The organism is Foliimonas ilicis (genome assembly GCF_039939195.1).
GTDB lineage: Bacteria > Pseudomonadota > Alphaproteobacteria > Rhizobiales > Rhizobiaceae > Foliimonas > Foliimonas ilicis.
In genome coordinates, this window is sequence record NZ_JBDUUH010000003.1 from 368,688 (window position 1) to 390,923 (window position 22,236).

22 protein-coding genes are annotated in these 22,236 nt (G+C 58.5%); 17 read left to right on the plus strand and 5 right to left on the minus strand.

The features are described 5' to 3' along the window. The first annotated feature begins 136 nt into the window (after window positions 1-136). The 11 genes from pcaD to ABFT80_RS09855 all read left to right on the plus strand — a co-directional run bounded on the left by pcaD (window position 137) and on the right by ABFT80_RS09855 (window position 9,430). Window positions 137-931: a 3-oxoadipate enol-lactonase gene (gene pcaD, locus ABFT80_RS09805; RefSeq protein ID WP_347971712.1), complete on the plus strand. Its 795-nt coding sequence runs from the start codon at window positions 137-139 to the stop codon at window positions 929-931. Further along, window positions 924-1,322, plus strand: coding sequence for a 4-carboxymuconolactone decarboxylase (pcaC, locus tag ABFT80_RS09810; protein ID WP_347971713.1), 399 nt, complete (start codon window positions 924-926; stop codon window positions 1,320-1,322). Before pcaD ends, pcaC begins: the two co-directional genes overlap by 8 nt. Further along, complete coding sequence (pcaH, locus tag ABFT80_RS09815; protein ID WP_347971714.1) at window positions 1,322-2,059, plus strand: protocatechuate 3,4-dioxygenase subunit beta; 738 nt, start codon at window positions 1,322-1,324, stop codon at window positions 2,057-2,059. Before pcaC ends, pcaH begins: the two co-directional genes overlap by 1 nt. Continuing rightward, complete coding sequence (gene pcaG, locus ABFT80_RS09820) at window positions 2,059-2,676, plus strand: protocatechuate 3,4-dioxygenase subunit alpha (protein ID WP_347971715.1); 618 nt, start codon at window positions 2,059-2,061, stop codon at window positions 2,674-2,676. Before pcaH ends, pcaG begins: the two co-directional genes overlap by 1 nt. 8 nt (window positions 2,677-2,684) lie before the next feature. Next, window positions 2,685-3,530 carry a CoA transferase subunit A gene (locus tag ABFT80_RS09825; protein ID WP_347971716.1) on the plus strand — a complete coding sequence of 282 codons (846 nt, stop codon included), beginning with the start codon at window positions 2,685-2,687 and terminating at the stop codon, window positions 3,528-3,530. Between the two features lies 1 nt (window position 3,531). Continuing rightward, on the plus strand, window positions 3,532-4,314 hold the full coding sequence (locus ABFT80_RS09830) for a CoA-transferase subunit beta (RefSeq protein ID WP_347971717.1): 783 nt from the start codon (window positions 3,532-3,534) through the stop codon (window positions 4,312-4,314). A gap of 2 nt (window positions 4,315-4,316) precedes the next feature. After that, entirely contained in the window at window positions 4,317-5,525 is a 1,209-nt protein-coding gene (gene pcaF / locus ABFT80_RS09835; RefSeq protein ID WP_347971718.1) for a 3-oxoadipyl-CoA thiolase, read from the plus strand. Window position 5,526: 1 nt separating this feature from the next. Beyond that, on the plus strand, window positions 5,527-6,579 hold the full coding sequence (locus ABFT80_RS09840; protein WP_347971719.1) for a 3-carboxy-cis,cis-muconate cycloisomerase: 1,053 nt from the start codon (window positions 5,527-5,529) through the stop codon (window positions 6,577-6,579). 82 nt (window positions 6,580-6,661) lie between these two features. Further along, window positions 6,662-7,465: a DUF1295 domain-containing protein gene (locus ABFT80_RS09845; RefSeq protein ID WP_347971720.1), complete on the plus strand. Its 804-nt coding sequence runs from the start codon at window positions 6,662-6,664 to the stop codon at window positions 7,463-7,465. After that, window positions 7,462-8,019, plus strand: coding sequence for a hypothetical protein (locus ABFT80_RS09850; RefSeq protein WP_347971721.1), 558 nt, complete (start codon window positions 7,462-7,464; stop codon window positions 8,017-8,019). The genes ABFT80_RS09845 and ABFT80_RS09850 overlap by 4 nt, the downstream gene beginning before the upstream one ends. After that, window positions 8,009-9,430 carry a cryptochrome/photolyase family protein gene (locus ABFT80_RS09855; protein WP_347971722.1) on the plus strand — a complete coding sequence of 474 codons (1,422 nt, stop codon included), beginning with the start codon at window positions 8,009-8,011 and terminating at the stop codon, window positions 9,428-9,430. The genes ABFT80_RS09850 and ABFT80_RS09855 overlap by 11 nt, the downstream gene beginning before the upstream one ends. On the opposite strand, the gene ABFT80_RS09860 is transcribed toward ABFT80_RS09855, so the two are convergent. After that, a complete protein-coding gene (locus tag ABFT80_RS09860) occupies window positions 9,431-9,721 on the minus strand; it encodes a hypothetical protein (RefSeq protein ID WP_347971723.1) in 291 nt (96 codons plus the stop codon). A 361-nt stretch (window positions 9,722-10,082) separates the two neighbouring features. Between ABFT80_RS09860 and scpB the strand changes: the two genes are divergently transcribed. Then, the gene (scpB, locus tag ABFT80_RS09865; protein ID WP_455189912.1) at window positions 10,083-10,781 is read left to right on the plus strand and encodes an SMC-Scp complex subunit ScpB; all 699 of its coding nucleotides are present in this window, start codon (window positions 10,083-10,085) and stop codon (window positions 10,779-10,781) included. Window position 10,782: 1 nt separating this feature from the next. Further along, a complete protein-coding gene (locus ABFT80_RS09870) occupies window positions 10,783-12,051 on the plus strand; it encodes a glucoamylase family protein (protein ID WP_347971724.1) in 1,269 nt (422 codons plus the stop codon). Here the strand turns inward: ABFT80_RS09870 and ABFT80_RS09875 are convergent. Then, window positions 12,017-12,763, minus strand: a complete 747-nt coding sequence (locus ABFT80_RS09875) for an anti-sigma factor (protein ID WP_347971725.1) — start codon at window positions 12,761-12,763, stop codon at window positions 12,017-12,019. The genes ABFT80_RS09870 and ABFT80_RS09875 overlap by 35 nt on opposite strands. Next, on the minus strand, window positions 12,760-13,497 hold the full coding sequence (locus ABFT80_RS09880) for a sigma-70 family RNA polymerase sigma factor (protein WP_347971726.1): 738 nt from the start codon (window positions 13,495-13,497) through the stop codon (window positions 12,760-12,762). Before ABFT80_RS09880 ends, ABFT80_RS09875 begins: the two co-directional genes overlap by 4 nt. A gap of 15 nt (window positions 13,498-13,512) precedes the next feature. On the opposite strand from ABFT80_RS09880, the gene ABFT80_RS09885 reads away from it, so the two are divergent. Beyond that, the gene (locus tag ABFT80_RS09885; RefSeq protein ID WP_347971727.1) at window positions 13,513-14,307 is read left to right on the plus strand and encodes a DUF4394 domain-containing protein; all 795 of its coding nucleotides are present in this window, start codon (window positions 13,513-13,515) and stop codon (window positions 14,305-14,307) included. Between the two features lie 63 nt (window positions 14,308-14,370). Here the strand turns inward: ABFT80_RS09885 and ABFT80_RS09890 are convergent, their stop codons facing one another. Then, entirely contained in the window at window positions 14,371-15,378 is a 1,008-nt protein-coding gene (locus tag ABFT80_RS09890; RefSeq protein ID WP_347971728.1) for a sensor domain-containing diguanylate cyclase, read from the minus strand. A 99-nt stretch (window positions 15,379-15,477) separates the two neighbouring features. Next, window positions 15,478-18,204: an autotransporter family protein gene (locus tag ABFT80_RS09895; RefSeq protein ID WP_347971729.1), complete on the minus strand. Its 2,727-nt coding sequence runs from the start codon at window positions 18,202-18,204 to the stop codon at window positions 15,478-15,480. A gap of 398 nt (window positions 18,205-18,602) precedes the next feature. Between ABFT80_RS09895 and ABFT80_RS09900 the strand changes: the two genes are divergently transcribed. From ABFT80_RS09900 to ABFT80_RS09910, 3 genes are all read left to right on the plus strand, one after another. Beyond that, a complete protein-coding gene (locus ABFT80_RS09900; RefSeq protein ID WP_347971730.1) occupies window positions 18,603-19,544 on the plus strand; it encodes a sugar ABC transporter substrate-binding protein in 942 nt (313 codons plus the stop codon). A gap of 79 nt (window positions 19,545-19,623) precedes the next feature. Further along, a complete protein-coding gene (locus ABFT80_RS09905) occupies window positions 19,624-21,162 on the plus strand; it encodes a sugar ABC transporter ATP-binding protein (RefSeq protein WP_347971731.1) in 1,539 nt (512 codons plus the stop codon). Window positions 21,163-21,180: 18 nt separating this feature from the next. Continuing rightward, the gene (locus ABFT80_RS09910) at window positions 21,181-22,209 is read left to right on the plus strand and encodes an ABC transporter permease (protein WP_347971732.1); all 1,029 of its coding nucleotides are present in this window, start codon (window positions 21,181-21,183) and stop codon (window positions 22,207-22,209) included. Window positions 22,210-22,236 lie beyond the last annotated feature (27 nt).

Below are 22,236 nucleotides of genomic sequence, written 5' to 3' on the forward strand. Positions count from 1 at the left end.
GCCACACATCGACGCTGAAAAGCTGAATATCCATGGTGCGGACGAATTTAGCATATTCTGCAGGTTATAGGTCAAGGCCAACTATTCATTTTACAATTGCGGCCGCCCGCGCTTAACAAGCTCAACGGAGTTGAAAATGGCATTTGCGAACTGCAATGGCGTCGTGTTGCACTACCGGGTAAGCGGCCCGGCGGACGGCTTGCCGCTCGTGCTTTCGAACTCGCTCGGCACCGATCATCGCATCTGGGACGATGTGGTTGCCATTCTCTCGAACCGCTACAAAATTCTCGCCTATGACAAGCGCGGCCACGGCCTATCTGACGCGCCCGAAGGGCCTTATTCGGTAGCCGACCACGCTGCCGATCTTCTGGCACTCACGAAAATCGTGGGCTTCGATCGCTTCGCGCTGTGCGGCGTATCGGTCGGCGGCATGATTGCGCAATATGTTGCGGCAAACCAGCCGGGGAAGGTCGCCGCGCTCATCCTTTGCGACACGGCGGTCAAGATCGGCAATGCCGAGACTTGGAACGCCCGCATCGAAGCCGTTCGGCGCGATGGCATTGCATCGATCAGCGAAGCAATTCTTGAACGCTGGCTATCGCCATCTTTCCGCACCGAGCGAAAAGACGATTACTCAGGCTGGCGCAATCTCCTCGAACGCACATCGCCTGTCGGGTATGCGGCGACCTGCGAAACCGTGCGCGATGCGGATTTGACCGACGATGCAGCCCGGATCGAAGCGCCAACGCTCGTTATCTGCGGTGAGAACGATCTCTCCACGCCGCCCGCTCTGGTTTCGGAAACGGCAAAGCTGATCCGAAGCGCGTCGTTCAAGACGATCGCCGGGGCGGGTCACATTCCATCCATCGAACAAGCTGAAATTCTGGCAGGCCTTATGCGCAGCCATTTCGAAGAGGCCAATTATGTCTGAGCAGCCCACCCGTTTTGACAAAGGCATGGAGACGCGACGCGCCGTTCTGGGCGATGCCCATGTCGATCGTGCCAATGCCGCCAAGACGCCTTTCGACGAGGATTTTCAGGCCTTCATCACCGAAGGCGCGTGGGGCAGCGTCTGGTCGCGCCCCGGTCTGACACGCCGCGAACGTTCGCTCATCACGCTGGCGCTGATTGCCGCTGGCGGGCATGACGAGGAAGTCGCTATGCATGTGCGCGCCACTGAAAACACCGGCGCCTCGCCGGAAGACATCAAGGAAGCGCTGCTGCATGTCGCCGTCTATGCAGGCGTGCCCGCCGCCAACCGCGCCTTCAAGATTGCCAAGGCAGAGCTTGCCAAGCGCGGCTCGACCGGGGAGGCTGGTTGATGGTCGAGCGCAACGACAATGGCGGCCTATTCGCCCGCGACCGGAACTGGCATCCGCCAGCGCTGACGCCTGCCTATAAGAGCTCGCTTCTGCGTTCGCCGCGCCATGCGCTGATTTCGCTGGATGCGACGGCCTCCGAACTCACCGGCCCGCGCTTCGGCCACTCCATGCTCGGCCCCCTCGATAATGATCTGATCCGCAATTACAGCCAGGATGGCACCGATGCCATCGGCCAGCGCATCGTGGTGTACGGTCAAGTTCTCGACGAGAATGCAAAGCCCGTCCCAGATGCACTCGTCGAGTTCTGGCAGGCCAATGCCGGTGGCCGATACCGCCACAAGAAAGAGGGCTATCAGGCCGCGCTGGATCCTAATTTCGGCGGCTGCGGACGTACGATCACGGATGAGAACGGCTTCTACTCATTCCGCACGGTCAAGCCCGGCGCATATCCGTGGCCGAACGGGCCGAACGACTGGCGCCCGGCGCACATTCATTTCTCGCTGTTTGGCCATGCCTTCGCGCAGCGTCTCATCACGCAGATGTATTTCGAAGGCGACCCCATGATCCGGCAATGCCCGATCGTCAAAGGCATTTCCGACGATGCGGCCATCGAGCAGCTCACGGCAAAGCTCGACCGTCACAATACATTGCCGATGGACGCGCTGGCCTACCGCTTCGACATCGTACTGCGCGGACGCCGCTCGACGCTGTTCGAAAACCGGCCGGAGGGCAATTGATGATCAACAAATTGCCTCTCCTGAAGGAAAGCCCGTCGCAGACCGCAGGTCCGTATGTTCACATCGGTCTGACTCCGAATTTCGCCGAGATCAACGGCGTCTATGAAGTCGATGCGGGCGCGCAGATGCTGACGCCTGACACGAAGGGCGAGCGCATCGTCGTCACCGGCCGCATTTTCGACGGATCCGGTGCCGTGCTCAGTGACGCCATCGTCGAAATCTGGCAGGCGGATGCAGACGGCAATTTTGTCTCGCCGCAGACACCGAATTCCAACACCAGCCCAAGCTTCACCGGCTGGGGCCGCAAAGCGACCGAAGCGAACGGCGCATTCCGTTTCGAGACGGTCAAGCCGGGCGTCGTTCCTGGTCCCGGCGGCAAGGATCAGGCACCGCATATCTCGCTCTGGATCGTCGCGCGCGGCGTCAATATCGGCCTGCAGACGCGCCTTTATTTCGAGGACGAGCAGGACGCCAACGCCGCTGATCCGGTGCTCAACCGCATCATGGATGCGCGCCGCCGCAAGACGCTGATCGCCGCCCGCAGCGATGACGGCGCAACCTACACGCTCGACATTCACCTTCAGGGTGATGACGAAACCGTCTTTTTCGATATCTGAGAGAATTGATGAGCAAATTTCTAAGTCTTGCCGATGCAGTTCGGCAAAACCTCAATGATGGCGACACCGTCGCTTTCGAGGGTTTTACGCATCTGATCCCGCATGCCGCCGCCCATGAGGCGATCCGTCAGGGCATCAAGGATTTGACGCTGCTGCGCATGACGCCCGACATCGTCTACGACCAGATCATCGGCATGGGCCTCGCGAAAAAAGTCATCTTCTCTTATGCGGGAAATCCAGGCGTTGGCCTTCTGCGCCGCATGCGCGATGCGATCGAAAACAAATATCCGCGCGCTATCGAGACTGTCGAACATTCCCACGCCGCCATGGCAAATGCCTATGAGGCTGGCGCATCCGGCCTGCCGGTCGCCGTGTTTCGGGGCTATAAGGGCGCCGGTCTCGCCAGGGTCAATCCAGACATCAAATCCGTGACCTGCCCATTCACCGGTGAAGTGCTGGCCGCAGTTCCGGCGCATCGGCCCGATGTCACCTTCATCCACGCCCAGAAAGCCACCGAGAAGGGCGACGTTCTCATCGAAGGCATCGTCGGCGTCCAGAAAGAGGCAGCCCTTGCCGCAAAGCGCGTGGTCGTGACGGTCGAGGAAATGGTGCCGGATTTCAAAGGCCTGCACCCCAATCTCTGCATTCTTCCGCATTGGACCGTTTCGGCGATTTCGGTGGTGCCGGGCGGCGCGCATCCATCCTACACGCATGGCTATTATGGCCGCGACAACGCCACCTATCTGCAATGGGACAAGATTTCCGCCGACCGCGAATTGTTCGCCGCATGGATGAAGGAAAACGTGCTCGATGCGACCCCTGAAGTGTTCGAAACCCGCGTGAAGGGGCTTTGAGATGACTGATTTCACCCCGACCGAAATGATGACCATCGCGGCTGCCCGCCAGCTCACCAGCAACGATGTTTGCTTTGTCGGCATCGGCGCGCCATCCGCTGCCTGCAATGTCGCGCGGCTTACCCACGCGCCGGACATCACGCTCATCTATGAAAGCGGCACGATAGGCACCGCACCTGATGTCCTGCCCTTGTCGATCGGCGACGGCGAATTGTGCGAAACTGCCTTGACCACGGTCGCAGTGCCGGAAATGTTCCGCTACTGGCTGCAGGGCGGGCGCATTTCCATCGGCTTTCTGGGTGCTGCCCAGCTCGACAAATTCGGCAACATCAACACCACCGTCATCGGCGACTACGACAATCCGAAAGTCCGCCTTCCGGGCGGCGGCGGTGCGCCTGAAATCGCCACGTCCTGCGGCGAAATCTATATCACGCTGAAGCAGGCGACCCGTTCGATGGTCGAAAAGATCGACTTCTACACCTCATTCGGTCACGGCGATGGCGGCGACCACCGCGAGCGTCTCGGTATTTCGACCAAGGGTCCGACGCAGCTCATCACCGATCTCGCGATCTGGCGGCCGGACCCGGTCACCAAGGAATTCACCGTCGTCTCGCTGCATCCAGGCGTCAGCCGCGAACAGGTTCAGGAAACCTGCGGCTGGACAGTCAAGTTTGCGGATGATTTAGAAGAAACTCCAGCACCAACCGCGCTGGAGCTTTCCACCTTGCGTGATCTGCACGCACGCACGACCGCCGCACATGGCGGGTCCAAGAAGGGCAATTGATCATGGCCGAGGCTTTCATCTGCGCTTATCTCCGCACGCCGATCGGCCGTTTCGGCGGCGCATTGTCTTCGGTGCGGCCGGACGATCTGGGTGCGGTGCCTTTGCGCGCGCTGGTCGAGCAAAATCCGGGCGTCGATTGGGAAGCCGTCGACGACGTGATTTTCGGCAATGCCAATCAGGCCGGTGAAGACAATCGCAACGTCGCGCGCATGAGCCTGCTTCTCGCCGGTCTGCCGGTCGGCATTGCGGGCACCACGATCAACCGCCTCTGCGGTTCGGGCATGGATGCCGTCATCACCGCAGCTCGCGCCATCAAATCGGGCGAGGCCGAGCTTTACATCGCAGGCGGCACGGAATCCATGAGCCGCGCGCCCTTCGTCATGCCGAAAGCCGATACGGCCTTTTCGCGCAACGCCGAGATTTACGACACGACAATCGGCTGGCGCTTCGTGAACCCGCTGATGAAGAAGCAATACGGCGTCGATTCCATGCCGGAAACCGGCGAGAATGTTGCTGAGGACTACAAGGTTTCACGCGAAGATCAGGATGCATTCGCGCTGCGCAGCCAGCAAAAGGCAGTCGCCGCGCAGGAAAACGGCCGTCTGGCCAAGGAAATCGTTCCGGTGTCGATCCCCAAGCGCAAGGGCGATCCGGTCATCGTCGACAAGGACGAGCATCCGCGCGGCGATACGACCATCGAGATCCTGTCGAAGCTAGGCACGCCTTTCAAGAAGGAAGGCGGCACGGTCACGGCGGGTAACGCTTCCGGGGTCAATGATGGTGCGGCGGCCCTGATCATCGCTTCCGAGGTGGCGGCCCGCAAATATGGCCTGACGCCGATTGCCCGCATCGTTGGCGGTGCGGTCGCAGGCGTTGCGCCGCGCATCATGGGCATCGGCCCGGCACCGGCAACCAAAAAGCTCTGCGCTCGGCTTGGCATTACGCCGCAGGATTTCGATTTGATCGAGCTTAACGAAGCATTCGCCTCCCAAGGCATAGCCGTGCTTCGCGAACTCGGAATTGCCGAGGATGCGGCGCATGTGAACCCGAATGGCGGCGCGATTGCGCTTGGCCATCCGCTCGGCATGTCGGGCGCGCGCATCACCGGCACGGCAGCGCTCGAACTCAGCCTCACCGGCAAAAAGCGCGCACTGGCCACGATGTGCATCGGCGTCGGGCAGGGCATCGCCATCGCGCTTGAAGCCGTCTGAGATGCTTACGCCGCAACCCTTGTTGAATGCGCTTGTCGGAGACGACGAGATTGCGGCGCTGCTTTCCGACGAGCGTCAAATGGCGGCAATGCTTGAGTTCGAGCTCGCGCTTGCGTGGGCGCAAGCCGACGCCGGTTTGATCGAAGACGATACAGCTTCTGCGATTGAGGCTGGTATCGATGGTTTCTCGCCAGACTGGCAGGCCCTTGCCGATGGGCTAGCGCGCGACGGCGTCGTCGTGCCCGCGCTGGTCAAACAATTGCGCAAGGTGATCGGCGAGCCGCATGGCAGTAACGTTCATCTTGGCGCGACCAGTCAGGATGTCATCGATACAGCGCTGATCCTGCAACTGGCCGAGATCATTCCGGTTTTCGAAGAGCGGTTGGAAAGCCTCCAAGCGTCATTCGCGGCCCTTTCGAAGGCGAATGGCAAGCAAGGCCTGATGGCGCATACGCGTATGCAACAGGCGTTGCCCTTCACTGTTGCGGATAAGATCAGGACTTGGGTCGAACCGCTCGAGCGCCATCGCAAGGCTCTTTCTTCGATCCGCTCCAGCCTGCTGGTCATTCAGCTTGGCGGGCCTATCGGCAATCGCGAAAGCTTCTCAGGCAAGGGCGATGCGATTGCGCGCGCGCTGGCCAAGCACCTCGATCTCGGTTTGGCCGAGCCTTGGCATTCCGGCCGCGATCCGCTTGTCGGCTTCGCGTCGCTGCTGTCGTTGATTTCGGGAAGCCTCGGCAAATTCGGTGCCGACATTGCGCTTATGGCGCAGAACGAAGTTCAGGAAGTGCGCCTTTCAGGTGGCGGCGGGTCGTCGGCCATGGCGCACAAATCCAACCCGGTGAATGCCGAAGTGCTGGTGAGCCTCGCCCGGTACAATGCCGGGCTGGTCGGCACGCTGCATCAGGCTCTGGTGCATGAAAACGAGCGTTCCGGCGCCGCGTGGACGCTTGAATGGCTGACCCTGCCGCAAATTCTTCTGACGACGGGTGCCAGCCTGCGCATTGCAAATTTGCTGGTCGAACAGGTGAGTTTCAAGTCAGATCTTTCCTAAATCGCTGATCCAAATGCCTGAAATCTGCGTAAACGGGTTTCAGATAGCGCTCTTGTGAGCCAAGCATTGTGAAAAGCCGTCGATGACCCTTCTTCTCCTTTTCTGCCTTCTCGTTGCGATGTCGCTGTTCATGACAGGCGCTTGGCTTATCGAGCGGCAGACGGGTCAATCCGGCTGGATCGATACGATCTGGTCGTTCTCCACCGGCATAGTCGGCGTGGCGGGCGCGCTGATTGTCGTCGGGAATGAAGGCCTCTTGCTGCGCAATTTCGTCGTGGCAGCAATGGTCGCGATCTGGTCGTTCAGGCTGGGCAGCCACATTGCACGGCGAACGCTGAAAAGCGGCGGTGTAGATCCACGCTACAGCAATCTGAAAAAGGAGTGGGGCGACAATGCAGCCATGCGCCTGTTCCTGTTTCTGCAAAGCCAGGCGATTGCAGGCTTCATTCTCGTGCTCGCGGTCTATGTGGCAGCGCATAATCCGGCACCTTTCCCGAACATTGCAGACTATATCGGTATAATCGTCTTTGCGGTCGCCGTGCTCGGCGAAGCGGTGGCAGACGGGCAGATGCGCGAATTCGGAGCCGATCCTGCCAATAAGGGCAAGGTCTGCGATGTCGGCCTGTGGAGCATATCGCGCCATCCGAATTACTTCTTCGAATGGCTTGGCTGGGTCGCTTATCCGATAATCGCGATCAGTCTCACTCCGGATTATCTGATTGGCTGGCTGGCCATACTTGCGCCGATCCAGATGTATTATCTGCTCGTCCATGTTTCGGGCATTCCGCCGCTGGAGGCGCATATGCTGAAATCGCGGGGCGACAAATTCCGGGATTATCAGCGTCGCGTCAGCGCCTTCTGGCCGATCCCGAAAGCCGCCAAATGAGCCTGATGCAAAGATATCGGCTCTACGTCGATAATGACGATCCACTTGCCGCCGCCAGCAATTTCATTGCCGTGATGGTCGCGGCGAGCCAGCCTTTTTATCCGCTTTATGTCTATTGGGTCATTGGCGGTGATTATTGGCCGACGCTTTTCACGTTTTTCTCGACGCCGTTCTTTCTGGCGGTCCCCGCTCTGGCGCGCTCCCACAGCATGGCCGGACGCGCGCTGCTTCCGATTGCTGGTACCGCGAACACAGCGCTGGCTTCGCTTCTTCTTGGCCCGCAATCCGGCGTGCTGCTGTTTTTGATGGCATGCGTACTGATTGCCGCCGTCCAGTTTCGCAAAAGCGAGCGCTGGTGCGCATTCGTGCTGGTCGCGGCATCAACTGCAGCCTATTTCCTGCTGAAAGGCACCACGCAATACGCATTGGTGAACTTGTCCGACAGCGCCGCGACCGGCCTTATCGCTCTCAATGCATTCAGCGTTGGAGCATTGCTGGTGATTGCGGGATTTTCCTTCGCAGATGCAATCAGAAACGACAGGCATGAACGATAAAAGCACTCCGGTTCTGGTTCTTTTCAGGCATGATCTGCGCATCGCGGATAACCGCGCGCTGAGCGCTGCAGCCGACAGCGGCAAGCCGGTAATCGCCGCTTTCATCCTCGACGAGGAAAGCAAAGGCATTCGCCCGATTGGCGGTGCGCGGCGCTGGTGGCTGCACCATTCACTGCTCGCTCTGTCGAAAAAACTCAAAAAACGCGGCGTGAAATTGCATTTTCTGCGCGGCATCATGTCGAAAACGGTCGAAACGCTTCAGGAATCCACAAAAGCCGACCTCGTTTTCTGGAACAAACGCTACGATCCGGCAGAAATCGACGCTGATCTGGCGACGGAAAAAGCGCTTCAAGCTCGGGGCGTCACGACCGATAGTTTCGACGGCCATCTGCTGCACGACCCCGACAAGGTGAAAACCGGAGCAGGCAGAGAATACCGCGTCTACACACCGTTCTGGCGCGAACTCGCAAAACATCACTACCGCGATCCGGTCGATGCGCCTGAAAAGATCAACGGTTTCGATGGCAAAATCCAATCCGAAAATCTGGACGATTGGAAATTGCTGCCAACCAAGCCGGATTGGAGCGGCGGCTTGGGCAAAACTTGGACCCCCGGCGAGGAAAGCGCGCATGAACGCTTGGCTGATTTTCTGGACGAGACCATCGACGGCTACGGCGAAAACCGCGAACTTCCCGGCATAGAGGGAACGTCCGGCCTTTCGCCGCATCTGGCGCATGGCGAGATTACGCCGTTTCAGATTTTCGCGGCGATGAGCCAAAAGCGCGTTCACGCGAAACCTGCCGACATCGAGACTTTCCGAAAGGAAATCTGCTGGCGTGAGTTCTGCTATCACCAGCTTTATCACAATCGCGATCTGGCGACGGTGAACTACAACCGCTCATTCGATGCGTTTCCGTGGAAAACGAACGAGCAATACCTTCAAAAATGGCAAAAAGGGCAGACCGGCTATTCGCTCGTCGATGCCGCAATGCGCCAGCTTTGGGAGATCGGCTGGATGCACAACCGCGTGCGGATGGTGACGGCGTCGTTCCTCATCAAGCATCTGCTGGTCGATTGGCGCGTGGGCGAACAATGGTTCTGGGACACGCTGGTCGATGCCGATCCGGCCAGCAATGCCGCGAATTGGCAGTGGGTCGCAGGCTCCGGCGCGGATGCCTCACCCTATTTCCGCATCTTCAACCCGATCCTTCAGGCCAGGAAATTCGATGCGAAGGGTGATTATATTCGCCGTTTCGTGCCCGAACTTGAAAACGTGTCGGACGATGCGGTGCACGAGCCGTCGGGTGGCAAGGGGAAGGGGCTGTTCGACACCTATCCCGAACCTGTTGTGGATCACAGGCAGGCGCGGGAAGATGCGTTGAGCGCCTACGAAAAGGCGCGGAAAGCCTGATCAGTTTCCGATGGTTGCAGTACCGGAAGTGCCATCATCGCGCAGCCATGAAATCTTGTTGTCCCCGGTCTTCTGGATGGTGAAGCAAAACTGCTTGCCCTTGTACCAGGTCGGCCATTGCTGGCACATGGAATTACCCTGGATCCACCATTTGCCGTCCTCCTTAGGCGCAAACATGCTTGCTGCCGAAATGCCCGAAACATCGCCCGACACAACACCACCCGCGCTATAGCTCAGCGGCAGGCTGACGCCGAACGGGGTGGAAAGATAAACCGTCTTGCCCTCGATCAATGCCTTAACCTCCGGCCCTGAAAGATCTTCGGAAAATGCAGGGGAAGATAATCCCCCGAGGACGATTGCTGCAAAAAGCGGAAGCGATTTCCTGAACAAAGGCATCAATGAAGTCCTCGGGGTTGATCTTAGGTTTGCTATATACGTGCTGTGGGCCCTTCCGGTTTCGTAGCGGCGCGAAAATGATTGCCGGTAGAGAACTGTCAACGGCGCGCACAATTCGGTGCAAAAGGGATGTCAGGTGGCGGTTTCTCAGAGAAATCATCGTCAAGCGCAGCATGCAGCGCTATTTTCGACGCCATGATTCGCACTTTTGAACCTTTGGCGATTTGCCTCCCGCACAATGGCGGGTGCTAGGTTCATGGCTGCCGAACAGAGTACGAAACCAAAGCCAGACCAGAGCAGGGCTGCCCGCTCGAAAGCCGCGCCTCTGTTCGACAGGGAGCTGGAGCATCTGCCGCCGCCCGCCCGCTGGCGCGAATGGATGGGGCGCGTGGAGGCAGTGATATTTGCGGCTTCTGCGCCTGTTTCGCGCGACGCGCTGAGCAAGGTCGTCGGGCAGCAATGCAATATCGACCTCATAATCGATGACATTCGCGAGGAATTGAACGGCCGTCCCTATGAACTCGTGTCAGTCGCCGGAGGCTGGCAGCATCGAACCCGTTCAGGCTTTTCCGATGCGATCAAAACCGCTTCGGGGGTCAGCGAGCGAACGGTCGATCTGAGCCAGTCGGAGGCGCTCGTCCTGATGACCATCGGCTATTTCCAGCCGCTGACCCGCTCCGAATTGTCGGGGTTTTTTGGACGCGAGATCAGCCGCGACCTGATTGCCAATCTGCGAAGCGCTGGTTTCATTGCTTCCGGTCCGCGCAGTCCGACACCCGGCGCGCCTTATACTTACGTGACCACGCCAGCCTTCCTCGCACATTTCGGGCTGAACACGTTGCGCGATCTACCCGATTTCGAGACGTTGGAAGATGCTGGCCTGCTCAGCAGAAAGCAATTGCTGGCCGATAGCCCGGAAGGACTGCCGCTCGCCGGCGGTGCCGACGAGGATTGATTTGGACAGTTTAAATCTCGGATTTTCCGCCGATGACGAAACGCTTCTCGAGCGTGTTCAGAGGCAGACATTCCGGTATTTCTGGGAGGGCGCGCATCCGGCAAGCGGCTGGGCTTACGACCGGCGTTTGACCGCGGGTGCTGCAAGGAACGATCTCGTTTCGACGGCGGGTGTAGGTTTCGGCATTATGGTGCTGATTGTTGCTGCCGAGCGGGAATGGCTTTCGCGCGCGACCGTGATCGAGCGTCTCGACCTGATCCTCACCGCACTTGAGAATGCGCCGCGCTTTCACGGCGCGTTTTCGCATTTTCTGAATGGCAAAACGGGTGAGGCGGTCTCATTCTCAAAGATGGACGATGGCGGCGACATCGTCGAGACGTCATTGCTCATGCAGGGCGTGTTATGCGCCCGGCAATATTTCACGCGCGATACACCTTCAGAATCGGCAATCCGCGACAAGTGCCAGAAGCTTTGGAATGCCGTTGAGTGGAATTGGTACACGAAATCCGGTCGAAAGACGCTCTACTGGCACTGGAGTCCCAAATACCAATTTAGAATAAACCTGCCGGTTCGCGGCTGGAATGAAGGGATCATCGCATATGTCATGGCTGCTGGCGCGGAGCGCCCGATAGAACCAACGGTTTTCCATAATGGCTTCGCGTTGAATGGCGGCTTTCGGAACGAAGAGCCTCGCTACGGCATGATCCTAACGCTTGGCCAGCCCGATGGCGGACCGCTGTTTCTGGTCCAGTCAGCGTTTTGCGGCCTCGATCCGCGTGCCATGAAGGATCGTTACGCCGATTATTGGGAGCAGGCGGTTACGCACACGCGCATCAACATTGAGCATGCAGTGCGAAATCCCAAGGGCCACAAGGGTTACGGAGCTGATTGCTGGGGCTTGTCGGCCAGTCATGGCCCGAAGAAATATCTTGTCGGCTCACCCGATCATGATCGGGGCATCGTCACGCCGACCGCAGCACTTTCCAGCATGCCTTATGCGCCCTTGGAAAGCCTGCGTGCGATGCGCCACTTTCTCGACTTCCAGAATGGAAAGCTTTGGGGACGATATGGTTTCGTCGATGCTTTCGCATCGGACGGAAGCTGGATTTCGAAAACCTGTCTGGCAATCAATCAGGGACCGATCATCGCGATGATCGAGAATTTCCGCTCCGGCTTGTTGTGGAAGCTGTTCATGAGCGCACCGGAAATCCAGACAGGTTTGGACCGCCTGGATTTTATGCCCCGATCATCTTTCGCGCAAAACCCTTGACCAGAATTGGCCCTGTCGGCTTGCCGGTTGGTGAACCGGTTTCAGGCTCAAGCGTGATTTCGTAAAGCTGGTCCGCTTTGGGCGGCGGCTGCGCCGGTCCTTTGAGACGCACTTCGTCAGACTGCGCGAATGTGCCCAGCGAAACCGGGCCGACGGATTGGTCGTAAAGCGTCCACGCCTGCAAGATCTTGCCCGCAGGCACCTCGAAATCATCAAGCGAAAGAATACGAACGCTGTTGTCCGCATAGGCCTCGAAAACCGCACCCGGCACATTGCTGTCGGTATTCAGCACGATCACCGCGAGAGGGGAGACCGGTTTGGACGTCGTCACGCCTGCAAAATATCCGGCTCCGCAAGCAACCAGAAGACTCGCAGCCGCAAGCGCGCCTTTCCAGCCGGAGCCGGAATTTATGCCGCGCGGCCTTGATGGCACCGTATCGTTTGCCGCCTCGGGAGCGGCCTTTGCATCGACAGGCGAATATTGCGGCATCGACGAAATACGAGCGGCAATCGTGTTCCACACTTCGGGATCGACGGATTCCGGCTTTGCGGTAAGGTCGAGCGCATGCATGCTGCCGGCGATTGTCATTACGGCGTCGCGGAAAGCCGGATCGCGCTCCATATCCCGCTCAGCGCGCTCGCGCTCGTCTTCGTCCATAACGCCGAGAACATAATCCCCGGCTCTTGCTTTCAGCGTTGCGTCGTCTGTCATGACAGACACTCCTGCAATGAAATCATTCCGCGCCTGATCCAGGCCTTCACGGTACCGACCGGCGCCTTCATCTCTGCCGCGATCTCGCCATGTGAGAATCCAACCACATAAGAAAGAAGAATGGATTCACGCCGGGGCGCATCGAGCTGTCCGAGGCAGCGCTTCAAGCTCTCGGTTTCAGGAAGCGCCATATAGGCTTGCTGCGCATCGCCGCTGCGTTCGCGGAAGGTGGCAAGCTGTTCTTCATCGACAAAATCGAGACGCGAACCATCGCGCAGCATGTTGAGGGCACGGTTGCGCACGATCGTTGTCAGCCAGGCACGTGCCGCACCTCGCTCGGTGTCGAAGGTCGGCGCACGCTGCCAGATGATGACAAATGCATCCTGCACGGCTTCCTCTGCCAGTTCGCTGCGCCGCAAAATCCGTCGCGCGATGGCAAGCAGGCGACCGGCTTCACTGGTGAACAGGTTGGCAAGCGCGCTTCTGTCGCCGCGAGCGACTTTCTTCAGCAACGCGTCACAGGCTCCGTCATGCAAGTCGATGATTGTCATGCCACCCTTTTTAAAAGCCGCGCCGTCAGACGCCTCTCTATCGTCTTTACACACGACGAAGGCCAATCGATGCAAGCGCCAAATTTTTTTCTGCACGCTGCATCCAAAGCGGGAGGGCCGCGGGTAATGACCATGTAACTCCCGGATATCCGCATTTTTGCGGGTGGGAACGAGAAAAAGCACGACAGGAGATAGAACATGACCATCATTTCGAAAATCCCGACGATCTGCCTCGCCGCCGGAGCAAGCCTGCTCGCGCTTTCGGTCGCTGGCCATGCCGCACCTGCTGTTGGTCTCACTGGCGAAAAGACACTCGTCTGGTTCGACACGGACAAGCCGGAAGTCAGCAAGACCGTTGAAGTCGAAGGCGTCGATACGCTTATTGGCATCGATCTGCGCCCAGCCGACAACAAGCTCTACGGCGTTGCCGGTGACGGCACGATCGTCACGATCGACTTGGAAACCGGCGCTGCAACGGCTGGTGCAAAGCTCGGCGAAACGCTGCCTGAAGGCGTGAAGGCCAGCGTCGACTTCAATCCGATGGCGGATCGTCTGCGCGTCATGGGTTCGGACGGCACCAATCTGCGGGCGCATCCCGACACGGGCGAAGTCACCGTCGATGGCAAGCTGAACTTCGAAGCAGGCGACGCAAACGCGGAGAAGACCCCCGAAATCGTGGCGACCGCTTATCTGAATTCGTTCGGCAAGCCTGAGAAGACCGCGATGTATGACATCGATGCTGCCGGAAACTTCATCCAGCAGACCGCGCCGAACGATGGCACGCTGAAGACCATCGGTTCGCTCGGCATCGAAAGCGCAACAACCTTCGCTTTTGACATCCAGACGACCGAAGACGGCACGAACACGCCGTGGGTCGCCGCGGGCGGGGCCCTCTATAAGGTCAATCTCGAAACCGGCGCAGCGGAAAAGACCGCGGATATCACCGGCGTCGAAGGCGATCTGCGCGACATCGCTATCCTGCCCGCGATGTAATTGCGAATACAGCCATGAATAGAAAACGGCGGGGTTTTGGCCCCGCCGTTTTTCGTTTCAAAATCACTCTTGAAAGTCAGGGGATTCGCAGCGGTTTCGGCCCCTGGCCTTGGCGCGGTAGAGCGCCTGATCGGCAAGCGCTAACCATTCTTCGACGGAATTTATGAGCGTCGAACAGTCTGCAACGCCGAAACTTGCGGTGAACCGCAGTTCGGGTTCCTGCTTTATGCTTGCGCCTTCGATGTTTGAACGAAAACGATCGGCCGCCTGTAACGCTGCGTCACCCGAAACATTGACCAAAAGCATGGCGAATTCCTCGCCGCCGATGCGGCCGAGAACTTCTTCGCCTCGCATGGCCTCATGGCATGATCGCACCGTTTCGCGAAGAACGGCATCGCCTACCCCATGGCCATGCGCATCGTTGATCGATTTAAAATGATCGAGGTCGAACAATGCCAGGGAAATGGTGTGGCCGTGGCGATGATAGCGTGCCAGCTCCTTCTTCGCCGCTTCCAGAAATGCGCGCCGCGTCCATACGCCGGTCAGCATATCGCGCGAGGCGATCTGCCGTAGTTCGAATTGCGAGATCACCACGTCCGAAAACTGCTTCAGCACGGCAATATCGTTTTGAGTGAATATGCGGGGCTTCGTATCGATGATGCAGATTGTACCGATATTATAACCGTCAGGCGAGGTGAGCGGCGCGCCGAGATAGCTGCGGATACCACCTTCCTGGGTGACGAAGGGATGATCCTTAAAACGCGGATCCTGCGTTGCATCCTCGATCACCATGACGTCCAGCGAACGTATTGTGTATTGGCAGAAGGTCTGGTCGCGCGGCAGTTCCTTTATGTCGAGCCCGATACTGGATTTGCACCATTGACGCCGGTCGTCGATCAGCGAAATCAGGACGATAGGGGCCGCGAATATTGATTTCAGCAGCACTGTAAGCTGCTCGAACTCCGGCTCGGGCGGTGTATCCAGAAGATCATAACGATGGACTGCTGCGAGGCGCGCGGCCTCGTCAGTCAGTTTCGGATCGTAGAGCATATAGTCTATGGATCTTTCCATCCGAATTCAAAGTTTCGGCTCATGTCCTTTTGGTAGGTTGCGAAAGACAACGCAACCTGTACCTGCCGGAAAAAGGTCACGAAACTCTTCAATTCGATGTCACCATTTGAAGTTGATGCCGATATTCCCTTCGACGATACGCTGCTTTTCGCTGCCTAGATTGGTTGTGTAGTCGGCTGTTGCAAACAGGCTGACACTTTCGTTCAGCTTGGTAATCAGGCCGCCGCCGAGCTCCAGAGACGTTCCGCCAATTTCGGTGACGATCGGAGTTCCGCCGAAATTGACTGTCTGGTCTGAATCGAAACCATGCCAGATATTTGCCTTCAGGTATGGCTGCAAATTCCACGCATCCATTTTGTAATCGCCCTGCAAACGGACACCCAGCCTGCCGGTAACGGTGCTGTCTGAATCGAACGACACGCTCGAGAATCTGTCCTGCTGATCGTCGAGCGAGATGCGCTGGTAGATAATTTGTGCCTGCGGCTCGAGCGTCCATTGCTGGCCGAGCGCGATCGGATAGCCGCCTTCCAGCGAAGCCGTGATGCCCGTACCATCGATGTCGATGCCGACATCGCCGCTGGAGGTTGCGTCACCACTGAACCATGTGCCCATCAGCACACCGTCGAGATACCAGCCGGTCGGCGCTATATGCGTCCAGTAGGCACCGAGGCTGGTGCCGTTGAGATTGAGCTCACCAACCGCGAGGTCGTTCCAGCCAAGGGCCTGACCTCTGATGTCGCCATCCATGCGGACATAGCTGCCGAACAGACCGGCGCGGTTGATGCCGCCGTTGGAGGATTCCCATCCAAGCAGATCCTGGCCGGCTTGGAAGCCGAAGAGATTGCCATCGAATGTCGGGGCAACCGTTCCCCCCCATTTCTGTTCGGAATCCTGCCCGAAGATGCGGCCCCAGCTCGTCGAGATGAACTGTCCGTCGCGCACGACTGCCTGCTCGCCCCGGCGTTCATGGAAAGTACCGAGCGAGGTCAACGCCAGATGATGAGCGACAGGCGGCACGACTGCGTAGGTCGGAACCTCAATCCTGTAGAGCGGCACGACATCTGCAACGACAGCGGTGGCACCCGGAGTCGGTGGCGCTACTCCAGGACCTGGCAGTGGCGGCGCGACATCCGATATTACCGGTGGTGGGGCAGGCGGCGTAGGAGCAGGCGTAGGTTCCGGGTCCGGCACGACTGGGGGCGGAGTGTCCGTAACGTCCACTGGAGGTGCCGGATCGATCGGATCAGGGTTTCCTGGCGTCGACTCCGGCGGCACGGGAATTGGAGGCTCGGTCGATGGCGGCGGCGGTGGTGCCTCCGCTTCGGGAGGAGTAGGCTCAGGCTCCGCTACCGGTGGTGAGAAAGGCGGAGGCGCGGGCGCCACTTCCGGCGGGGTCGGCGAAACTGGCGGAAGCGTCGAGCGCAGATACCAATTGTCAGCCGATCCAGCGGATGTGCCACCCTTGAACAGGAAATATTCATAAGCGCCCGCAGCGACGCGACCGGTCAGCGCGAAGGCGCCGCTATCCGTCGTGCCGCCATTGATCGCCTCAACGACCATAATGCCGTCCTGGACGGTTTCGGCACCGCTTCCGCCTGTGTGAACGATGCCAAGGCCGGTCTGGCCGGACGCATTGCCTTGCGAAATCACGAGACGATCCGAGGCGGCGGAATCGTCAGCCAATTCGGTGTTCAGGAAAACGAGCCCGCCATTGCCGACATAATTGCCGGTAATGGTGAAGCGGTCAGATGTACTGTCTCCGCCATTGGTAAGGTCGATGCGACCGGCATTCGTGACATTGGCGAGCTGGCCAGCAGTGAAAGCCGAAATCGCGCCATTCGCATTGCCGCCGAACATCGTGCTGCTAGCGTCGATCGAAAGAGAGCCGGTGCCCGTCCCCGTGTCGCCCAGCGTCAGCGTGCCGTCAAAAGTCAGCTCGGTATCGTTGGTGAGCGCGATGGTTTCCCAGTTCTGGAAGCGGGCCACGCCTGACGTGGTCACATTTTCAATGACCAGGCTGTCGGTTCCAAGCCCGCCGGTAATTTGCGGCGTCGCGCCGATATTGGCGTTGGTGAGATTGCGCAGCAGCGCCGTATCATTGTCGCCGCCAAGATCGACCGCACCGTAGATTATGCCGCCGTTCTCCCAGACAAACCTGTCATTGCCGACGCTGAGGAGAACGTCTCCTCCGACCGATCCGCCGCGGACCGTAACTATATCCGTACCGCCGCTGACGCTGATATTGCCGCCGATCGTGCCATCGGTAATGGTGATCGTATCATTGCCGAAACCGGCCACGAGGTTGCGGTCTATGATGCCGCCGGACATGTCGAAAATATTGTTGTCGAGCTTCATGTTGACGCGCCCGATGCGCCCGCCGGTCATGACGGCGACATCGCCGTCGTCGAAGGCGTCGATGATGCGTCCGCCGGACATGAAGAACGTATCGCGATTGTCGCCCTGGTTCAGCGTCTGGATGATGCCGCCGGTCATCTGGAAATCGTCGATGCCGCTGCCCTGCTGAACGTTACCGGTGATCGTGCCGGAATTGATAATGATCGTATCGACGCCACCGCCGAAGGTCACATTACCCTGAATTGTACCGGTGCCGCCTTCCGGCATCAGCAGCGTGTTGTTGCCGGCATTGTCATCCAGATTCCCGACAAAAGTACCGCTGCTGCATGTGTAAGTGTCATTGCCGGCACCGGGCGGACCGAAGGCGCATTGCGCGGAGGCTGGAGCGACCGGATACAGTGTCGCGTATGCGAATAGCGCGGTTCCGGACAGAAGAAATGATTTTAATAAACCGGTGCGTGCGTGATGCATCTACGCCCTCAATAATTCGTTGCGCGCCGCCCAAAGCACATACACTAAGCCCCCGCACAAATTAGCGCATAGATTCAGTGGCTTCACAATCAACAGGATGCTTCGCGCACCGCTTGGCCGGACCAGTGTTGCGAAATAGCCACGCCAGCGGGTGAGCATGGTTACCAACTGGTTTCGATCCGGCTTTCAGATGACACGCCATCTCGCCAAGAACGGGCTTGACGCCCCGTCTCATAAAATGGAATAAATGTTTCATATGGACTCTATAACGGTTCATATGTTCCGAATGACGGTGCGAAGGGAGAAGGGGTTTTCGGACCCGTTTATCGCATTTCGCCATTCGCAAAGAATTGGCGGGCGATGAAAATCGCCTGAAATCCAACGGGAGGAGAATGCAGATGAGAAAGCTAATACTCGGCACTGCCATGTCTGTGCTCATGGCGGGTTCGGCGCAGGCAGAAACGATCGGCGTATCGATGGCGCTTTTCGATGACAACTTCCTGACCGTCCTGCGCGGTGGCATGCAGGACTATGCCAAGACGCTCGATGGCGTGACATTGCAGGTTGAAGACGCCCAAAACGACGTCGCCAAGCAGCAAAGCCAGATTCAGAACTTCATTGCGGCAGGCGTCGATGCAATTATCGTCAACCCGGTCGATACGGATGCGACGGTTGCCCTTTCGAAGATTGCTGCCGATGCAAATATCCCGCTGGTCTATGTCAACCGCCAGCCGGTCAATCTGGACACACTTCCCGAAAAGCAGGCCTTCGTAGCCTCCGACGAGAAGGAATCCGGCACGTTGCAGACCAAGGAAATCTGCCGCCTGCTCAAGGAAGCCGGTAAGACTGAAGCGAATATCGTCGTTATGATGGGCGAGCTTTCCAATCAGGCCGCGCGCCAGCGCACCGAAGACATTCATGATGTGATCGCCACCCCGGAATGTTCCTTCATGAAGATTGCAGAAGAGCAGACGGCAAACTGGCAGCGTCAGCAGGGCGCGGATCTCATGACCAACTGGCTTTCTGCCGGTCTCAAGTTCGATGCTGTCATAGCCAATAATGACGAGATGGCGGTTGGTGCCATTCAGGCAATGAAGGCTTCCGGCATCGATATGAAAACGATGATTGTCGGCGGCATCGATGCAACGCAGGATGCGCTTGCCTCGATGGCGGCAGGCGATCTCGACGTTACCGTATTCCAGAATGCTGCCGGTCAGGGTCAGGGCTCGGTGGATGCGGCCTTGAAGCTCGCAAAGGGCGAAACGGTCGAACAGAAAGTGTTTGTACCGTTCGAACTGGTAACGCCCGCAAACCTCGCGGACTATCAGAGCAAGAACTGAGCTTGATGAGGACGCGGCGATTGCCGTCGCGTCCTTGTCTCTCTGGTCGCAGGCCATTTTCCGGGAGGAAAGCAGCGACATGATCAGCCCTTCGACCATGGCGGCAGTACGCACAAGCGGCGCTGTTCCCGCTTCGGAATATCTGCTGACCGTCGAGAATGTGCGCAAGGAATTCCCCGGCGTTCTCGCCCTTGACGACGTTTCGTTTCGCCTGAAACGCGGCACGGTGCACGCGCTGATGGGAGAGAATGGCGCGGGTAAATCGACGCTGATGAAAATCCTTGCCGGCATTTATACGCCCGACAATGGCGAGTTTCGTCTTAAAGGGCAGCCGATCCGGCTGAAATCTCCGCTGGACGCGCTGGAAAACGGCATTGCCATGATCCATCAGGAGCTGAACCTGATGTCCTTCATGACGGTGGCGGAAAACATCTGGATACGCCGCGAGCCGAAGAACGCGTTCGGCTTCATCGATCATGGCGCGATGCAGCGCATGACGGCCGATCTCTTCAAGCGGCTAAACATCAATATCGACCCCGAAATCCAGGTGCGCGACCTTTCGGTCGCCAGCCGCCAGATGGTCGAGATCGCCAAGGCGGTTTCCTACGAATCCGATGTGCTCATCATGGACGAGCCGACTTCGGCCCTGACCGAGCGCGAGGTCGAACACCTTTTCACGATCATCCGCAGCCTGCGCGAGCAGGGCATAGGCATCGTCTACATCACCCACAAGATGAACGAGCTGTTCGAAATCGCTGACGAAGTTTCAGTTTTCCGCGATGGACGCTACATCGGCACCCATGCTTCGTCGGACGTCACACGCGACCAGATCATCCACATGATGGTCGGGCGCGAGATAACGCAGATGTTTCCGAAGGAAGACGTGCCTATCGGCGACGTGGTGCTTTCGGTGAAAAACCTGTCACTGGACCGCGTCTTCCACGACATTTCGTTCGATGTCAGGGCCGGCGAAATTCTGGGCATTGCCGGGCTTGTCGGCTCAGGCCGCTCGAACGTCGCCGAAGCGATTTTTGGAGTGACGCCTGCTTCTTCCGGCACCATCGAGATCAGGGGCAAGCCCATCAATATCGATACCCCGAACAAGGCGATCCGGCACGGCATGGCTTTCCTGACCGAAGACCGGAAAGAAACCGGCTGCCTTCTCATTCTCGACGTTCTGGAGAATATGCAGATTGCAATTCTTCAAGAACGCTTCACGAAAGCCGGTTTCGTCAATGAGCGGGCAGTTTCCGCAGTCTGTCAGGACATGAGCGAGAAGCTGCGCATCAAGACGCCGACGCTCCAGGAGCGCGTCGAAAACTTGTCCGGCGGCAATCAGCAGAAGGTGCTGATCGGGCGCTGGCTGCTGACGAAGCCGAAAATACTGATACTCGATGAACCGACGCGCGGCATCGATGTCGGCGCGAAAGCGGAAATCCACCGCCTGATTTCGCAATTGGTGAAAGAGGGTGTCGCGGTCGTGATGATTTCCTCGGAAATGCCCGAAGTACTCGGCATGAGTGACCGCATCATGGTCATGCATGAAGGTCGCATAACTGGCTTTCTCGACCGCGCGGAAGCAAATCAGGTCAAGGTTATGGAATTGGCGGCGCAATAGCGCCGGGGAGACAGGATTATGGCGACACAGGACTCAGCCAAGACGCATCCGCTGGCCGCGACCACGGAAAAAAGGCGCCGCCGCCTGCCGCAGGAAGTGAATATCCTGCTGGTGCTGGTCGGCATTGCGTTGATCTACGAGATTCTGGGCTGGATGCTGATCGGCCAGAGCTTCCTGATGAACCCGCAGCGCCTGACGATCATGATCCTGCAAGTGTCGGTGATCGGCATCATTGCGGTCGGCGTCACGCAGGTCATCATCACAGGTGGCATCGACCTTTCATCGGGCTCGGTCGTCGGTATGACCGCGATGATTGCCGCGAGTTTCGCACAATCTTCGTCGTGGGCGCGGGCAGTCTATCCCTCGATGACCGATCTGCCCGCAATCGTGCCGATAGCGGTCGGCCTGTTCATCGGCCTTGCGGCAGGTTTCATCAATGGCTGCTTGATCGCCTATACCCGAATACCGCCCTTCATCGCGACGCTCGGCATGATGGTTTCAGCGCGCGGCGTTTCCAAATGGTACACGAAGGGCCAGCCGGTTTCGGGCTTGTCCGAGCAATTCACATTCATCGGAACGGGCATCTGGCCGGTTATCGTTTTCCTGCTCGTCGCGGCCATTTTCCACGTTGCGCTTCGCTACACACGCTACGGCAAATTCACCTATGCGATCGGCGCCAATGTTCAGGCGGCACGCGTTTCGGGCATCAATGTCGAGCGTCACCTGGTCAAGGTCTACGCCATTGCAGGCCTGCTTGCCGGGCTGGCCGGTATCGTGACCGCGGCACGCGCGCAGACGGCGCAGGCAGGCATGGGCGTGATGTACGAGCTGGACGCGATTGCTGCTGCCGTTATCGGCGGCACGTCGCTGGCCGGAGGTGTAGGGCGCATAACCGGCACCGTCATCGGCACGATCATTCTGGGGGTAATGACTTCGGGCTTCACCTTCCTGCGCATCGACGCCTATTATCAGGAAATCGTGAAAGGCATGATCATCGTGACCGCGGTCGTGGTCGATGTCTACCGCCACAACAAACGCAAAAAGTAATCGTCCCGATGGCATGAGCCGCAAGGC

What these genes read in the sequence shown, in the direction of transcription:
- pcaD (WP_347971712.1), top strand. Translation starts at nt 137, where the DNA reads ATGGCATTTGCGAACTGCAATGGCGTCGTGTTGCACTACCGGGTAAGC.
- pcaC (WP_347971713.1), top strand. Translation starts at nt 924, where the DNA reads ATGTCTGAGCAGCCCACCCGTTTTGACAAAGGCATGGAGACGCGACGC.
- pcaH (WP_347971714.1), top strand. Translation starts at nt 1,322, where the DNA reads ATGGTCGAGCGCAACGACAATGGCGGCCTATTCGCCCGCGACCGGAAC.
- pcaG (WP_347971715.1), top strand. Translation starts at nt 2,059, where the DNA reads ATGATCAACAAATTGCCTCTCCTGAAGGAAAGCCCGTCGCAGACCGCA.
- ABFT80_RS09825 (WP_347971716.1), top strand. Translation starts at nt 2,685, where the DNA reads ATGAGCAAATTTCTAAGTCTTGCCGATGCAGTTCGGCAAAACCTCAAT.
- ABFT80_RS09830 (WP_347971717.1), top strand. Translation starts at nt 3,532, where the DNA reads ATGACTGATTTCACCCCGACCGAAATGATGACCATCGCGGCTGCCCGC.
- pcaF (WP_347971718.1), top strand. Translation starts at nt 4,317, where the DNA reads ATGGCCGAGGCTTTCATCTGCGCTTATCTCCGCACGCCGATCGGCCGT.
- ABFT80_RS09840 (WP_347971719.1), top strand. Translation starts at nt 5,527, where the DNA reads ATGCTTACGCCGCAACCCTTGTTGAATGCGCTTGTCGGAGACGACGAG.
- ABFT80_RS09845 (WP_347971720.1), top strand. Translation starts at nt 6,662, where the DNA reads ATGACCCTTCTTCTCCTTTTCTGCCTTCTCGTTGCGATGTCGCTGTTC.
- ABFT80_RS09850 (WP_347971721.1), top strand. Translation starts at nt 7,462, where the DNA reads ATGAGCCTGATGCAAAGATATCGGCTCTACGTCGATAATGACGATCCA.
- ABFT80_RS09855 (WP_347971722.1), top strand. Translation starts at nt 8,009, where the DNA reads ATGAACGATAAAAGCACTCCGGTTCTGGTTCTTTTCAGGCATGATCTG.
- scpB (WP_455189912.1), top strand. Translation starts at nt 10,083, where the DNA reads ATGGCTGCCGAACAGAGTACGAAACCAAAGCCAGACCAGAGCAGGGCT.
- ABFT80_RS09875 (WP_347971725.1), bottom strand. Translation starts at nt 12,763, where the DNA reads ATGACAGACGACGCAACGCTGAAAGCAAGAGCCGGGGATTATGTTCTC.
- ABFT80_RS09885 (WP_347971727.1), top strand. Translation starts at nt 13,513, where the DNA reads ATGACCATCATTTCGAAAATCCCGACGATCTGCCTCGCCGCCGGAGCA.
- ABFT80_RS09890 (WP_347971728.1), bottom strand. Translation starts at nt 15,378, where the DNA reads ATGGAAAGATCCATAGACTATATGCTCTACGATCCGAAACTGACTGAC.
- ABFT80_RS09895 (WP_347971729.1), bottom strand. Translation starts at nt 18,204, where the DNA reads ATGCATCACGCACGCACCGGTTTATTAAAATCATTTCTTCTGTCCGGA.
- ABFT80_RS09900 (WP_347971730.1), top strand. Translation starts at nt 18,603, where the DNA reads ATGAGAAAGCTAATACTCGGCACTGCCATGTCTGTGCTCATGGCGGGT.
- ABFT80_RS09905 (WP_347971731.1), top strand. Translation starts at nt 19,624, where the DNA reads ATGATCAGCCCTTCGACCATGGCGGCAGTACGCACAAGCGGCGCTGTT.
- ABFT80_RS09910 (WP_347971732.1), top strand. Translation starts at nt 21,181, where the DNA reads ATGGCGACACAGGACTCAGCCAAGACGCATCCGCTGGCCGCGACCACG.